Annotated in this window: 10 protein-coding genes; 6 read left to right on the top strand and 4 right to left on the bottom strand. The window is 52.7% G+C overall.

Annotation, left to right across the window (positions count from 1 at the left end; all coding sequences use genetic code 11):
- The 4 genes from PsAD46_RS12875 to PsAD46_RS12860 all read right to left on the bottom strand — a co-directional run.
- The coding region (locus PsAD46_RS12875) for a Gfo/Idh/MocA family oxidoreductase (RefSeq protein WP_063307050.1) at positions 1 to 1,052 on the bottom strand (1,052 nt) is incomplete at its 3' end.
- Positions 1,052 to 1,834 (bottom strand): ThuA domain-containing protein, encoded by a 783-nt coding sequence (locus PsAD46_RS12870; protein WP_057461049.1) that lies wholly within the window; start codon positions 1,832 to 1,834, stop codon positions 1,052 to 1,054. The genes PsAD46_RS12875 and PsAD46_RS12870, both read right to left, overlap by 1 nt.
- A 326-nt stretch (positions 1,835 to 2,160) precedes the next feature.
- Entirely contained in the window at positions 2,161 to 4,668 is a 2,508-nt protein-coding gene (locus PsAD46_RS12865) for a glycoside hydrolase family 95 protein (protein WP_063293503.1), read from the bottom strand.
- A gap of 11 nt (positions 4,669 to 4,679) precedes the next feature.
- Positions 4,680 to 5,708, bottom strand: a complete 1,029-nt coding sequence (locus PsAD46_RS12860; RefSeq protein ID WP_063293504.1) for a LacI family DNA-binding transcriptional regulator — start codon at positions 5,706 to 5,708, stop codon at positions 4,680 to 4,682.
- 393 nt (positions 5,709 to 6,101) lie between these two features.
- Here PsAD46_RS12860 and PsAD46_RS12855 point away from each other — a divergent pair, with 393 nt between their 5' ends.
- The 6 genes from PsAD46_RS12855 (at position 6,102) to PsAD46_RS12830 (ending at position 14,712) form a co-directional block, all read left to right on the top strand.
- On the top strand, positions 6,102 to 8,057 hold the full coding sequence (locus PsAD46_RS12855) for an ABC transporter substrate-binding protein (RefSeq protein WP_057461052.1): 1,956 nt from the start codon (positions 6,102 to 6,104) through the stop codon (positions 8,055 to 8,057).
- A 72-nt stretch (positions 8,058 to 8,129) separates the two neighbouring features.
- Positions 8,130 to 9,134, top strand: a complete 1,005-nt coding sequence (locus PsAD46_RS12850; RefSeq protein WP_063293506.1) for an ABC transporter permease — start codon at positions 8,130 to 8,132, stop codon at positions 9,132 to 9,134.
- Positions 9,134 to 10,258, top strand: a complete 1,125-nt coding sequence (locus PsAD46_RS12845; protein ID WP_063307049.1) for an ABC transporter permease — start codon at positions 9,134 to 9,136, stop codon at positions 10,256 to 10,258. The genes PsAD46_RS12850 and PsAD46_RS12845 overlap by 1 nt, the downstream gene beginning before the upstream one ends.
- 11 nt (positions 10,259 to 10,269) lie before the next feature.
- A complete protein-coding gene (locus PsAD46_RS12840) occupies positions 10,270 to 12,372 on the top strand; it encodes an ABC transporter ATP-binding protein (protein WP_063293508.1) in 2,103 nt (700 codons plus the stop codon).
- 5 nt (positions 12,373 to 12,377) lie between these two features.
- Complete coding sequence (locus PsAD46_RS12835) at positions 12,378 to 13,439, top strand: LacI family DNA-binding transcriptional regulator (protein WP_063293509.1); 1,062 nt, start codon at positions 12,378 to 12,380, stop codon at positions 13,437 to 13,439.
- Between the two features lie 43 nt (positions 13,440 to 13,482).
- On the top strand, positions 13,483 to 14,712 hold the full coding sequence (locus PsAD46_RS12830) for an HAD hydrolase-like protein (RefSeq protein WP_063307069.1): 1,230 nt from the start codon (positions 13,483 to 13,485) through the stop codon (positions 14,710 to 14,712).
- The last annotated feature ends 87 nt before the right edge of the window (positions 14,713 to 14,799 follow it).

Genomic DNA, 14,799 nt, shown 5'->3' with positions numbered 1-14,799 from the left:
GCGGTTATCGGGATATCCCGATAACCGCCGGCCGTGCTGCTTTCAACGGCGAGGTCAAGGACTTGCTGAAGATTCGCTGCATGGCGGAAGGTTGGGTGGCCATTCACACCAGATTGCACGGCCTCTGCAAATTTACGGTAGTTGTTTGGTGTTGGAGCAAGCTCAATCTGCTCCCATTCAGCCTTCTCAAGGTTTGGGCCTGAACAGACGAACAACTCACCCAGACCACCCGTGTTGGTGACTTTTATGCCGCCCTTGGTACCATGAACCTGAAGGTGCAGGTCGTTCATATGCCCGGAAGCAAAACGGCTGGCATGAACAACACCAACAGCGCCAGATGTGGTTTCTGCCATCATGGTGAAGCTGTCATTGGCATCCAGTTTGTACTCTCCAATCTGATTGCCCGGTGCTTTGTCAAAGGTCTTCAGGTGGCAGGAGATAGACTGGTACGGCGCGCCAATCGCAAACCCGGCAAAGTCGAGAATGTGAATGCCGACGTCCCCCAAAACGCCCAGTGACCCGTGCGCTTCAGAAAGGCGCCAGAGCCATTTCTCTTCTTTGTCCCAATGACCCCATGCAGGTTGGGTCAGCCAGCTTTGCAGATAAGAGGCCTCGAAATGGCGAACTTCACCAATTTCACCTGCTGCAATCAGCTCATGAGCTTTCTGAAGGGCTGACACGTCGCGATAAGACAGGTTGACCATGTTGATCAGACCGGCTTTTTCGGCTGCAGTTGCCATTTCGTCAGCATCGGCAAAATTGCTTGCCAGTGGCTTTTCGCAGAAGACGTGTTTGCCACCTGCCAGAAGCGGCATTGTGGTTGGGTGGTGGACAGCATCAGGCGTGACGTTTGCTACCGCATCAAATTCGCCCCATGCAAGAGCGTCTTCCAGTGAGGTGAAGCGTTTGGCGATGTTGTGTTCATCACAGAAGGCTGTAAGGCGTTCTTCATTACGGTCAACGCCGCCAACGATTTCAACACCGTCGATTTCACCGAACTTGTTGGCATGGCTGTTTGCCATGCCGCCGGTTCCTACAATAACGAGACGCATCAACGATACCCTTCCTCGCCTGCTTCGTGCAGGCGTGGTCCGCGTTCTTCAATTTTCTCTGGTGCTTCATCTACTGGCACATTTGGAGCCGCATTCGGATCAGCAATGCGCGGTTGCGGGTTGTAGGCCCACTTCACGCCGTTGGCGATGACGCGCTGTACGGTTTCGTTGTGGTATGTTGGATAGGTCTCATGGCCTGGGCGGAAATAGAAAATATTGCCTGCACCGCGCTTGTAAGTCAGGCCGGAACGGAAGACTTCACCGCCCTGGAACCAGCTGATGAAGACAGTTTCCAGCGGCTCTGGCACACCAAATGGCTCGCCATACATTTCTTCGTTTTCCAGCTCAAAGCTGTCTGGAATGCCTGCAGTGATTGGGTGGTTGCGGGATGTAACCCAAAGCCGCTCACGCTCGCCAGCTTCGCGCCATGTCAGGTTACAAGGTGCGCCCATCAAACGCTTGAACGGTTTTGCAAAGTGCGCAGAGTGGAGAAAAATCATGCCCATGCCAGACCAGACACGTTCACATACACGTTCAACGATTTCGTCAGAAACGTCTCCGTGCGCTGCGTGGCCCCACCAGATCAGAACATCTGTGTCTGCAAGACGTTCTTCGGTCAGGCCGTGCTCTGGATCTTGCAAAGTTGCGGAGGTTGCAGAAATTTCTGGATCATTGTTCAAAGCAGCAGCAATGTGATTGTGCATCCCATCAGGATAGATGTCGGCAACAACTTTGTTTTTTTGCTCGTGGACGTTTTCGCCCCAGACAATGGTCTTAATCATTGGCGTATTCCGATAGATGTGGAGTGTCTTGCCTGAGGGCCAGACAAAACGGAGATATGGAAAGGGCCTTCCCCATTGCGAGAAAGACTGCGGACTTGTTCATTTTTGTAGGTGCGATGCTATCGCGTCTTGGGACCGCAGAACGCGGTTGACTTCAACTCTGCTTCAACCTTGGTATGAAATGCCAATGAAATATCAAGAAATTCACCGAAACATTTGTTGCAGTGCAACCGATTTACTGCGAACTGTAGAATCCGTCTAAGTAACGCGAAGTTCTCAGTCGAATTCTACAATTAGTCACTTCATTTTCTAGCAGGTTTTACGGACTAGGAGACCTGTAGGGCTTCGTTAAAGGCCAGTGCCAACGTTTCTCCCGCGACAGTTTTTTGTGTCGCCACATAAAGTTGTAGGGTCTGATCAAAGGTTGATCCCCCAAATGAGGTCTCACAAAGCACAGTCAGGTCGCCTCCCTGATGGCTGGTGACTTGGGCCTGAGTGGGCTTGTTATCTTCCCAGATAAGATCGACCTCAAAACCACCACGCGCACGCAGACCACGAACTTTTCCTTTCGGCCACGCGCTTGGCAAAGCAGGCAAGAGCTGAATGCCGTTGTGGGTCGTGTTCATCAGCATCTCGGCAACGCCGCGTGTGTAACCAAAATTGCCATCGATCTGAAATGGCGGATGCGCGATCATGAGGTTACCATAAAGGCCGCCGTCTTCACTCTTCGGCGCTTCATTCTCCACGCGGTTGAACATGTTATGGATGATCTTGTATGCATGGTCTCCGTCACCAACACGGGCCCAGAGGCAAATCTTCCACCCCATGCTCCACCCGGTTGCCAGATCTCCGCGGATCTCAAGAGCGCGCACGGAAGCTTTCAGTAATTCTGGTGTGTCTTTGCCGATTTGATCACAAGGGAACAAGCCATAGAGGTGAGACAAGTGGCGATGCGTTGGCATGAACTCTTTGAAATCCTGAGACCATTCCAGCACCTGACCTTGTGCTCCGATCTGGTAAGGCAACAACCGTGCAGCCTTTGTCTCTAATGTCTCTGCAAGAACGTCATCAAGTCCCAGTAGTCGGGCTGCAGCGGCGGTGTTGGTGAAGGTCTCCCGAATAATGGCGCAGTCCATGGTGCTGCCCTGATCGACTGTAATGACGTGCCCATCCTCATCCAGATACCGGTTTTCCGGACTGGTGCTGACCTTCGGCACCAGATAACCCTCCTTGTTCTCGCACAGCCACCATTCGTAAAATGCCGTTGCAGATTTCATCAGAGGGTAAGCGCGGTTCTTGAGGAATTCTTTGTCGCCAGTGTAAAGAAAGTGCTCCCACATATGAGAGAGCAACCAGCCCGCCGCCATGGGCCAGAATGCTGAGGCTGGGTCACACGGAGAGGGCACACTGTCACGCCAGATGGTGGTGTTGTGGAATGCACACCATCCAGGAGCATTGAACATTGTCTTGGCCGTGCGTGCTCCTGAGACTGCCAGTTCCTCGATCAGCATGAAGAGCGGCTCATGCAATTCGGAAAGACCTGTGATCACGGCTGGCCAGTAGTTCATCTCCAGATTGATGTTCATCGTATAATTGGAGGACCACTGCGGTCGGCGCAGGTTGTTCCAGATGCCTTGCAGGTTTGGCGGCTGACTGCCTGAACGAGAAGACGCAATCAACAAATAGCGGCCATACTGGAACTGCAACACGGCAAGGGCTGGATCGCCTTTGTCCTGAAACTGCTCTAACCGCGTGCTGGTTGGCAGATCGGGAATGGGATCATTGCCCAGTTTGAGCGATACACGGTCAAACAGCTTCAACACATCATCCATGTGTTTTTGCAGCATGCCCTCATAAGGAATAGAGCCTGCAGCTTCCAGTGCCTCTCTTACGATAAGAGCCGGATCTTTTCCTTCACGGCTAGGGCTTTTGTCCGGTCCGTTGAAGCTGGTTGCCATCGCAATGCGAAGGGTAACGGTTGTTGCGCCTTCCACATGCAGTTCACCGCGTTCTGGCCGGATACTCCCGCCTTCCAACTCAACAGAAAGGCCTGCCTCAAAATACGTGCCTTCCCCCAGGCCATCTTCGCTGTAAACAATACCGCCGCGATGTCCGTCCTGCTCATTCTCAGCAAAGGGACGGAGTTTGCCGTCTGCGCCAAAAATCTCGGGATTCCGGGCCTGTTCCTGATCATTCTCGATGCGCTCAATCACACGGCTGCTGGTAAAGGCGGGAGCTTGGCCGCGAAGATGTAAGCGCGTGTTATCAGCTTCCTGCGTAGTACGGCATGTCGGGTGCGGGCTGTCATAACGCAGACTGAGGGCGAGTGTGCCCGGCTTGTCTGTTGTCAGGCGAACGACAATGACATTATCCGGATAGCTGGCAAAGGTGGTGCGCTCGTATTTCACGCCGCCTTGCTCATAGCTCTCATGATGCAAAGAATGACGAATATCCAGCGCGCGGCAGTAGTTTGATGTTGCACCTTGGTCTTTCATTGTGATGAATAGATTGCCGACTGGTTGGTAGGCTTGCCCTTGCCGTCCTGTCCAGTTCTTGCGCACGAACTCTTGCGCTTCAAAGAGCTTTCCGTCTCTCAAAAGCTTTTCTGCATGCGCAATTTGATTTGCTATTTCCGGCACCGGATAAATACGAGTTGGTTCACCCGAATAAAGCGTATCTTCGTTGAGGTGAATACGGGTGTTTATTGGGCTGCCATAGGCCATCGCGCCAAGACGGCCATTTCCGAGTGGTAAGGCCTCGTTCCAGTGGGCAGCAGGTGTATCGTACCAGAGCGTATGAGCGGGATCAGCGTTTGGAAAAAAATCTGTAATCACGATGAAATGTCCTAGGAAGTACGGGCGGGTCCGGTGCTGTCGCGAACCTTCAAAATGTTGGATATAGAAACGGAGCGAGGTGGGATTGTGGGGTCTTCAATGATGGAAAGCAGCAATTTCCCCGTCGCTTCTCCAAGCGCATCAATGGGTTGGGAAACCGTAGTCAGGCGGGGGTGCATGGATGAGGCGACATAACTGTCGTCATAGCCAATGATCGAAAGATCCGAGGGGACAGACAGGTTCATCTCCTGAGCTGCATGAAGAGCTCCGGCTGCGAGTAGGTCAGTTGTCCCGAAAATTGCAGTGATGTCGGGCGAAGTCTTTAGCAGTGCACGCGTTGCTTCAAATCCAAAGGCGACCTGATCTTTCGCATTGTCCCGTCTGATGTGAAGCTCAACGGGCTCTGGAAACTGAGCTATTGCGCGCTGAACGGCTGCCAAGCGCAAATCATGGGGGCCTTCTGTGTGCCATGGCTCAAACGGCAGCAACATGCCTATGGACCGGTGGCCCAGTTTGAGCAAGTGCTGGATAGCGATGTGCCCACCCTGCACATTGTTGAGATTGGCATGAAACTGCAGCGGATCGACAGGATAGCTTTCCACCAGCACGCAGGCCACATTCGCCTGTTCAAGACGATGGATAAGAGAAGGGATGTGCGAGGTATCTTTAAATGGTCGCAGCAGAATACCGCCAACGCGCATGTCAAGCAGAAATTCAATCTGCTCCTTTTCCATTGCCCGCTCACCATAGGTGTTGCTCATAATCGTAGTAAAGCCATGATTGAAGAGCGTATCTTCCGTAGCATCTGCGAATATTGAGCTGAAATGTGTGCTGTGGTCAGTCTGTAAAATACCGACGATGCGGGTCTCTTTTTGCCGCAAACTGCTTGCCATCTTGTTGGGCCGATAATCCAACTCAAGAATGGCTTGCTGAACTTTTTCGCGGGTTTTGGCATTCACTGGGCCAGTGTTGTTGATGACCCGCGACACCGTGGCCGTGGATACGCCTGCTACCTCAGCTACACGACGAATATCTGTCATGCCAAAAAAGTCCTCGTGAAAATATATTATTATGTAACACTCATAAGAGCGTGGGAGCGGGTCTCTATGAATCAGAGTTTCATAAAACAGTCATGTAAAAATACGACCAAAAACATGTAAACGTTACACTTTGATGTTTCATGGCTGTGATTTATGGGTTTATACTAATTTTCGGGGCGTAACAAGTGAAATTGAAACTCACAACTGTTGCAATTCTGCGAATAATATAGATCACCTAGGGGTGTCGGTATGGGAGGAGACCTGCTGGCAAGCTTCAATATAAGACGCCGATTCGTCATATGAGTGTCATGTGTAGAAGCAAAAAAGTGAAAAGGATTACAGTGATTCCGATTGCTGGTAGTCTTTACACAAAGCTTGCGGAGGAATTTTGCAATGAGTTTGAAACGTAGTCGGCAGATGGTGTTTGGCGGAGCAGTCAGCGCGCTGGCCTTTGTGGCAGCCACAGCAGCAGCTTCTGCCAATCAATGTTCAGTGTATCATCAGGCACCACTTCTGGATCAGATGTCCGGCCTGCCAGCCGTCGCGGATCGCCTGCCGGTTAATCCACTCGTTGTTGAAGGGATTGAGGGTATCGGCACCTATGGCGGTGAGATGACCGATGTATATGCCGGGTCCCGTATCGGTGACTATCGTCGTTATGGATATGACCCGCTAGTGCGCTGGAGTCCGGATGGTTCCGAGGTTCTGCCTAACATCGCTGAGAGCTGGGACATCTCGGCGGATGCGACCACCTACACCTTCAAACTGCGCGAAGGCCTGAAATGGTCTGATGGCAAGCCGTTTTCTGCAAAGGACATCCAGTTCTGGTGGGATCACATTGAAACCAACCGCGAGATCAACCCCAAGGGTCCTCGCAAGATGTTCATCGTCAATGGTGAAGAAGCGAAAGTCGAAGCGCTGGACGACACGACAGTGCGCTTCTCTTGGAGCCAGCCAAACGGTGTCTTTATGCTGGACATGGCTTCACCCTACGGTCAACGTGTCGTCCAGTTTGCTGAGCATTACGTCAAAGACTTCATGAAAGACCTGAACCCGGACGGCGTTGCCAAGATGATGGCAGATGCAGGTGAAGCTGACTTCGGAAAATGGTGGCTTGGCCGCATTGGAACCTACGGTAAAAATGCTGAGCACAACGATCCCAACCGCCCAACCATGCTGGCATGGCGTCCGACTGAAGCGGTTCTGGGCAAAGAGCGTTTCACCTTTGAGCGCAACCCGTATTACTGGAAAGTCGATAGCTCCTGTAACCAGCTGCCTTACATCGACAAACGCACATGGGTACTGGCGAAAGATCCGGAAGTTGCGCTGCTGAAGACTGTTCAGGGTGAGATCGACATCTCTCCGCGCAACATCTCAACGCCGCCAAACCGCTCTGTCTTCTTCGATAATAAAGAGCGGGGTGACTACCGTCTCGTGACGGCAAACAGCTGTAACTACAACAATGCGCAGTTCATGTTCGCCATGAACCATCCTGATCCGGTCAAGGCGCAGGTGTTCCAAAGCAAAGACTTCCGTATCGGTCTCTCTCTTGCAATGGACCGGGACCTGATCATTGATGCCGTGTATCTGGGGCAAGGGGAGCCATATCAGGTCAGCCCGCGTCCTGAATCGCCGTATTACAACGATCAGCTGGCGCGTCAGTACACTGAGTTCGATCCTGATCTGGCAGCAGAGCATCTCGATAAGATCCTGCCAATGGGCCCGGACGGTAAACGTGTTGGTCCTGATGGCAAGCCATTCAAGTTCATTATTCATGTGAACGAAGGCTTCCGCCCGGACTGGGTGGATATGATGCAGATCATCGCGAAAGACTGGCAGGAGCAGGGTCTTGAGGTTGTGGTGAGTGTGGCCAGTGATGAGATCCACATGGCCACATTGGGTCGTGCTGACAAAGAGATCACCATCTGGGTAGGTGAGAATGGTTGCGGCCAGTTCCCGCTGGTGAACCTTGAGCGCCTGACCAACTTCAAAGAGCATGGCAACTGGGAAGGCTGGGATGCATGGCATGACCTGAAAAAGGATGCCAACGCAACCGTTCGTGAAGGTGTTGTACCAACAGAGCCGCCTGCCGGCGTGAAGCGCATGTATGAAATTACTGACCTGGTACCAACCAAGGTGGGTGATGAGCAAACGGCACTGATGGAAGAGTTTATGCAGCTTTCTGCAGACAACTTCCTGTCCATGGGTATTGCGTTGCCGGGCGGTGGTTTCCGCTCCATCAGCAACAAACTGCGCAATGTGCCTGACACGCTGTTGGAAGGCTGGCTGTATCCGGGTCCTGCACCTGTAAACTTCTCCAGCTTCTACATCGATCCTTCCAAGAAGTAATCGATCGCCCGAACCAATCTGCCTCTCCCTGTGTGGAGGGGCAGAGCCTTGCAACTAGGATATCTGCTTTAAATGGGAATGTTTGTTGTCAAACGGGTCCTGCTGATGATCCCAACCTTGCTCGCGATTTCGCTCGTCGCGTTTTTGGTGATCACGCTGCCACCTGGAGACTATATTGACCGACTGGTTTTGGAAGCATCGCTGGATGGAGATTACATCACTGCTGCTGAAGCCGAAGGTCTGCGGAAGATATATGGATTGGATAAATCCGTTCTGGCTCAGTACTTTGACTGGGTCTGGAAAATGGTAGTGCATGGAGACCTCGGGCGCTCTTTCAGTTATGAGTTGCCGGTTGAAGAACTGATCTGGGACCGTCTGGGCATGACGACGCTGCTTTCGATTTGCTCCATGGTCTTCATCTGGACTGTCGCCATTCCCGTTGGCATTTTCTCCGCTGTTCGCAAATATTCCCTCGGTGACTATGTCGCCACCTTCCTCGGTTTTATCGGCCTTGCTGTGCCAAATTTTCTGTTGGCGCTTGTGCTGATGTATGTTTCGTTCCGCTATTTTGGTCAAAATGTCGGTGGGCTGTTCTCACCGGATTACGTCAATGCGCCGTGGTCCTTTGCTCGTGTCGGTGATTTGATGGCCCATATCTGGATTCCCATGATCGTTTTAGGGACTGCTGGAACTGCAAGCGTGATCCGCACCATCAGGGCAAACTTGCTGGACGAATTGCACCGTCCCTATGTGGTCACCGCCCGCGCCAAAGGCATGCCGGAGCACTGGGTGCTCACCAAGTATCCGGTTCGTCATGCGTTAAACCCGTTCGTGTCCAGTCTCAACGAGCTGTTTGTGCAGATCGTGTCTGGCTCCACCATTGTTTCCATTGTGCTTGGTTTGCAAACCACAGGTCCGTTGTTGTTTGATGCGTTGCGTCAGGAGGATATGTACCTGGCTGCTGCTCTTATCATGTTCCTCAGTTTCCTGACTGTGATTGGAACTTTGTTCTCCGACATTCTACTTGCCTGGCTTGATCCGCGTATCCGTCGTCAGTTCAACAATGGGGGGCTGTAATGAGCGCTACTGATTTCGCTGGTGCACCAACAAGTTCACGCGCTTATGAGGGCCAGTGGCGCTTGATGTGGCGCCGATTCCGCAAACATAAACTCGGCATGCTGGGTGGCATCATCACGCTGTTGATCTATCTGATCGCCGTGTTCGTGGAGTTCCTAGCACCGCATGACCCCAATGATTTCAGCGTGCGCAACACCTATGCACCGCCGCAGAGCATTCATTGGTTGCTGGAGACAAAGGACGGCACAGTGTTTCAGCCGCATGTGTTGGGATACCGCTCCAAGATTGACTACAACTCAGGTCGCCGTACCTTTGTTGAAGACCCGCGCCGTGTTGTGAAGCTGGGCTTTTTCGTCAAAGGTAAGCCTTACAATTTGCTTGGCTTCATTCCTGCTGAGCGCCGTTTGTTTGGTCCGGTCAAGAAACGTGATCGCATGTCTTTGCTGGGAGCGGACCGTCTTGGCCGCGATGTGTTGAGCCGCACCATCCACGGCACGCGCGTATCCATGACCATCGGTCTTGTAGGCGTAGCCTTGAGCCTCGTGCTGGGCGTGCTGATCGGCGGTCTTTCCGGCTATTTCGGTGGTTGGGTGGATACGGTCACGCAGCGTGTTGTTGAGTTCCTGCAGTCTTTGCCAAGTATCCCGCTCTGGATCGGCCTCGCCGCTGCAATTCCGCCAGATACTCCGCCTTTACAGACCTACTTGCTGATCACGGTTATTCTGTCGATCATCGGTTGGACAGGGTTGGCCCGCGTGGTGCGCGGCAAGTTTATCTCTCTTAAATCGGAGGACTTCGTAAAAGCCGCTCGTTTGGACGGATGTTCTGTTCCGCGTGTTCTGGTAGGCCATATGGTACCAAGTTTCATCAGTCATATCATTGCGGTGGTGACGCTTGCCATTCCGGGCATGATTGTTGCTGAAACGTCTTTGTCCTTCCTGGGGATTGGCCTGCGCCAGCCTGTGGTCAGCTGGGGTGTTCTGCTGCAGGAAGCGCAGAACATCCGCTCTATTGCTAATGCACCATGGCTGTTCTGGCCGGGCGTGATGGTCGTGATTGCTGTGCTTGCACTCAACTTCTTTGGTGACGGTTTGCGTGATGCTGCCGACCCGTATTCCAAGTGAGGATTGAAACCATGAAACCCATGATTAACGTCACGGATCTCAGTGTTTCCTTCTCAGGAGATGATGGGAAAGTAACCGCGCTGGACAACATCAGTTTTTCCATTCCCGAGGGAAAAACGGTGTGTCTGGTGGGGGAGTCCGGCTGCGGCAAGTCCGTCACCGCAAAGGCGCTGCTGCGTATTCTGGATAACCACGCTGCCATTGAAAGCGGCAGCATAGAATACCAGCGTGCGAGTGGTGATCTGCTTGATCTTGCCCGAGGTCCTGCAAAAGCAAAGCATATTCGTGCCATTCAAGGCAATGAGATCTCCATGATTTATCAGGAGCCGATGACATCGCTGTCTCCGCTCTACACCATTGGTAACCAGATTGTAGAAGTGCTGCGCTGGCATACGAACCTGAGCAAGGAAGAAGCCAAGTTTCAGGCGATTGAGATGTTGCGGCTGGTGGGCATTCCCTCTGCTGCTGACCGGTTCGACAGCTACACCTTTGAACTGTCCGGCGGTATGCGCCAACGTGCCATGATTGCAATGGCCCTGATCTGTAACCCACGCCTTCTTATTGCAGATGAGCCAACGACTGCGCTGGATGTGACCACGCAGGCTATTATTCTGGACCTGATGCGTGATCTGCAGAAGACCCGCAATATGTCCATGTTGTTCATCACCCATGATCTGGGGGTGGTGGCAGATATCGCCGATGAAGTGGTCATCATGTATCTGGGCAATGTGGTGGAGCAGGGGCCTGTTGAGCAGATTCTCACCAACCCGCAACACCCTTATACAAAAGGTCTTTTGGCCTCCCTGCCTCACACAGATGGCAAGCGTCGTGCGCGCCTCAATGCCATTCCGGGCGTTGTGCCAAGCCTTCAGAACCGGCCCAGGGGCTGTCCATTTCAAGAGCGTTGTGACCACTTTGTCACCGGTCTTTGTAATGAAAAACTACCAGAACTGACTACGATCAGTGGGGTGCAAAGCGTCCGCTGTCACGGGTTTGGGGCACAGGCAGAACTTGTCCCACTACATGCGTCGACCTCCCAAGTTGATGACTGCCTGCATGTCTCAAACCCGGTAGACCGCACAGCTGCGCCAATCCTTGAGCTACAGAACGTGAGCAAACACTTCCCGATCCGCTCAGGCTTCTTCAACCGACAGACAGGAACAGTGCGCTCGCTGAATGATGTGTCGCTCAACATCTGGCGCGGCGAAACTCTTGGTCTTGTTGGAGAATCTGGCTGCGGCAAGTCCACACTGGGCCAGACAATTATCGGCCTGCACAAGGCAACCACGGGCAAGGTGGTGTTCCGTCCAAACGAGGAAGACGTTGAGCTGACTGGCAAAACGGACAGTCAGTTGCGTCCATACTGGGCGGATATTCGGATGGTGTTTCAGGACCCGAACTCCTCACTCAACCCTCGCATGGCGGTTTATGATATCATTGCTGAAGTGCTGCGGGTTGGACAGGAGCTGAAGAGCTCAAAGGACATTGAGCATCGTGTGCTTGAGGTGCTTGATAAAATTGGCTTCTCAAAAGAGTTCCTCAAACGCTACCCGCATGCTTTCAGTGGTGGTCAGCGTCAACGTATTGGTATTGCACGTGCTTTGGCTCCTTATCCGAAGGTGATCATTGCGGATGAAGCGGTTTCCGCACTGGATGTTTCCGTACAGGCGCAGATCCTCAACCTGCTGAAAGACCTCCAGGAAGAGCTGAACCTCACCTACCTGTTCATCAGTCATGATCTCAGTGTTGTCGCCCATATCAGTGACCGTGTTGCTGTGATGTATGCAGGGCGGATTGTGGAGCTGGCAGATACGGAGACGATCTTCAACGCGTCAAGGCATCCTTATACCGAAGCGTTGATGAGTGCGATTCTGGAACCGGTGCCGAATGCCCACGCGGATGACACGCGCATCCGTCTGGAAGGCAATGTACCGGACCCGGCCAACTTGCCAAAGGGATGCCCATTCGCGCCGAGATGTCGTTATGCCACAAGCATTTGCGAGAGTTCTGATCCTTCGCTTGGTGAGATCAGCACGGACCATCTGCTTGCTTGCCATCATCCCGATGTGGTGCAAAATACACCAGTAGACCAGCTTGAAGCGATGGCGGGATAGCACTGATGGCAAGTATCCGGGATGTAGCAGAAAAAGCAGGTGTTTCAACGGCAACCGTCTCTCGTGTGTTGAACAAGGATGAGCGAGTAAAGGATGAAACCCGCGCAAAGATTCAGGCTGTCATTGATGAGTTGGGGTATCGCCCCAACCGTCTGGCAACCTCTTTGCGTCGGCAGGATTCCAATCTCGTGGCGTTGTTCTTGGAGAACCAGAAATCCCCGTTCGCAACCATGCTTTATGCCTCCATTGAGAAGACGCTGCATGATGAAGGCTTCAAGGTCCTCTCCTGCTGCACACGGGGAGAAGCGGAGCGGGAGCGCAAGTACACCCAGACCATGATCGAGATGCAGGTGGCGGGGGCAATCGTCCGCCCCTCCAACTCAGCAGCCGAAACGTTGAAGAACGTTAAGCGTTTGCAAGCCAACGATATTCCGACGGTCTACGTGGATATTCTTCCCGGTCGTCGTTCTGAATCCTTTGTGGTTTGTGACAACACGGAAGGGGGACGGATTGGCATGCGCTATCTGGTGGCGTTGGGGCATAAACATATCGGCGTGCTCGCGACCAAAGCCGATCATGATCCGCGCCGCGAGAGCGTTGGCAACCTACGTATGCGCGGCATACTGGAAGTTGCTCGCGAGTATCAGATTGAGAAGTCTGTCTACCTGCCAGAGCCTAATGAGCGTAAGCGTTATGATCTGGGGTATGCAACTGCCAATGAATTGCTGGATCAAAACCCTGAGATTACAGCGCTTTTTGCGATTACGGATACTGCAGCCATTGGTGCAATGCATGCGTGCTTTGACCGTGGTTTGCGTGTGCCAGAGGACATTTCCATTCTCGGGTATGATGGCATCCCGATCAGCAGCATCACCTCACCGCAGCTTTCTACTATCCAGCAACCGATTGCTGAAATGGGCGCGTCTGCCGCCCGCTATATCATTGAAAAGATACGTAATCCTTCCAGTAAGCGTCTGCACGAGACCAAGCCGGTTGAGCTGAAACAGCGGCGTTCCGTTTCCCATCCCCGTAAGGGATCTCTTCCTCTTTCTAAAGGTGCTGCGTAAGGCGCCAACTTTCTTGCAGGACAAGAAGAACAAGGAGTTTCAATTGAACATTTCCGCAGCCCCTCTGTCTTTTTCTGAGGCAACATCGGCAGATATTGCAGAGCTGGTGAAGCAGCATGCGCCTGTTATTCGGTTTGACGACAAAGAACCTTTCCTCCCGTCAGCACTGGGCTATACGCTTTACGATCAGGACGGTGTTTCCGTCTCAAGTGCCCAGAAAATAAAACTAAACGGCGCTGCACTTGCCATTGAGTACGCCATCTGGTGGGACTGGGATATCCAACACCTGTATGAGCTGGAGTACATCTGGGTTTACCTCAGCGAAGCTGGTGAGGTGATGCGTGTTGAAGGCAGTGCGCATGGCTGTGCGGGAGAATTGAGCACCTGGAACCATCAGGTGCCGCTGCAAGAAGGGCGGGTAACTCTTTATTCTGAACCGGGAAAACACGCTTTTGCAGCGAGTTCTGAAGCGCTGCGGGCGAACTTTGCGGTGATTTGCATCTGCTGTGGTGAGCGGGCGGGATCAGGCACCATTCTTGTGCAGGATATGTTTGCCGCAGAGCTGGCTGACTTGAAGCCTTATGATCATCATGTCGCTCGTAAGTATATGGAATCTAAGGCGTTCAAACCGTCTTATCATTTCGATCAAATCTTCGATCTGCGCTCTGTTGAGATGATGCCCTGGGAAGAGTTGAAGGCTTCTGTTCCGTCTCGGGTTCGCTCTGTTTTGGCGCAGTTGCGAAAAGAGGCGAAGGGCGTGAAGGCTGTGTTCCTCGACAGCGGGGATACTTTGATCGACGAAGGCTCTCAGATTTTCGTGGAAGGGGAATTAGTGCTCTCCGCAGAGCCGATCCCGGGAGGGGACAAGCTGGTGGACTGGCTCAAGGAGCGCGGCTACATGGTTGCACTGGTTGCAGATGGTCTGGTGGAGAGCTTCGAGAACGTCCATAAGGCTATGGATTTCTGGCATAAATTCGATGCACGGTCGATCTCTGAAGCCGTTGGTTGCCACAAGCCTGATCCGCGTATGTTCCTTGAAGCTGTTAAGCTACTGGGACTGGAAGAAACGGACCATGCAGGCTGTGTCATGGTGGGGAATAACCTTGAGCGCGATGTGGCAGGGGCCAACCGCTTAGGGATGAAATCTGTCTGGATCAACTGGACACCGCGCTATCCGACAGAGCCGGCGAATGCGGATGAAGAGCCGGATTACACAATTGGCCTTCCGCACCAGCTTCTGGATGTGCTCGAGGAGATCGACGCGAAGGCGTAAGGCACTGTATTAACATAGTAATTCTTGAAAAAGATGAAGCCGCAGGATTACTCTCCTGCGGCTTTTTCAGTGTGTAGACTCAGGATT

Source organism: Pseudovibrio sp. Ad46 (genome assembly GCF_001623065.1).
Lineage (GTDB): Bacteria > Pseudomonadota > Alphaproteobacteria > Rhizobiales > Stappiaceae > Pseudovibrio.
Note: the sequence above shows the minus strand (reverse complement) of the source record. Positions and strands in the feature narration are given on the sequence as shown.

Coding starts and splice junctions, on each gene's coding strand:
- PsAD46_RS12855 (WP_057461052.1), top strand. CDS start 6,102: ATGAGTTTGAAACGTAGTCGGCAGATGGTGTTTGGCGGAGCAGTCAGC.
- PsAD46_RS12845 (WP_063307049.1), top strand. CDS start 9,134: ATGAGCGCTACTGATTTCGCTGGTGCACCAACAAGTTCACGCGCTTAT.
- PsAD46_RS12860 (WP_063293504.1), bottom strand. CDS start 5,708: ATGACAGATATTCGTCGTGTAGCTGAGGTAGCAGGCGTATCCACGGCC.
- PsAD46_RS12870 (WP_057461049.1), bottom strand. CDS start 1,834: ATGATTAAGACCATTGTCTGGGGCGAAAACGTCCACGAGCAAAAAAAC.
- PsAD46_RS12835 (WP_063293509.1), top strand. CDS start 12,378: ATGGCAAGTATCCGGGATGTAGCAGAAAAAGCAGGTGTTTCAACGGCA.
- PsAD46_RS12850 (WP_063293506.1), top strand. CDS start 8,130: ATGGGAATGTTTGTTGTCAAACGGGTCCTGCTGATGATCCCAACCTTG.
- PsAD46_RS12840 (WP_063293508.1), top strand. CDS start 10,270: ATGAAACCCATGATTAACGTCACGGATCTCAGTGTTTCCTTCTCAGGA.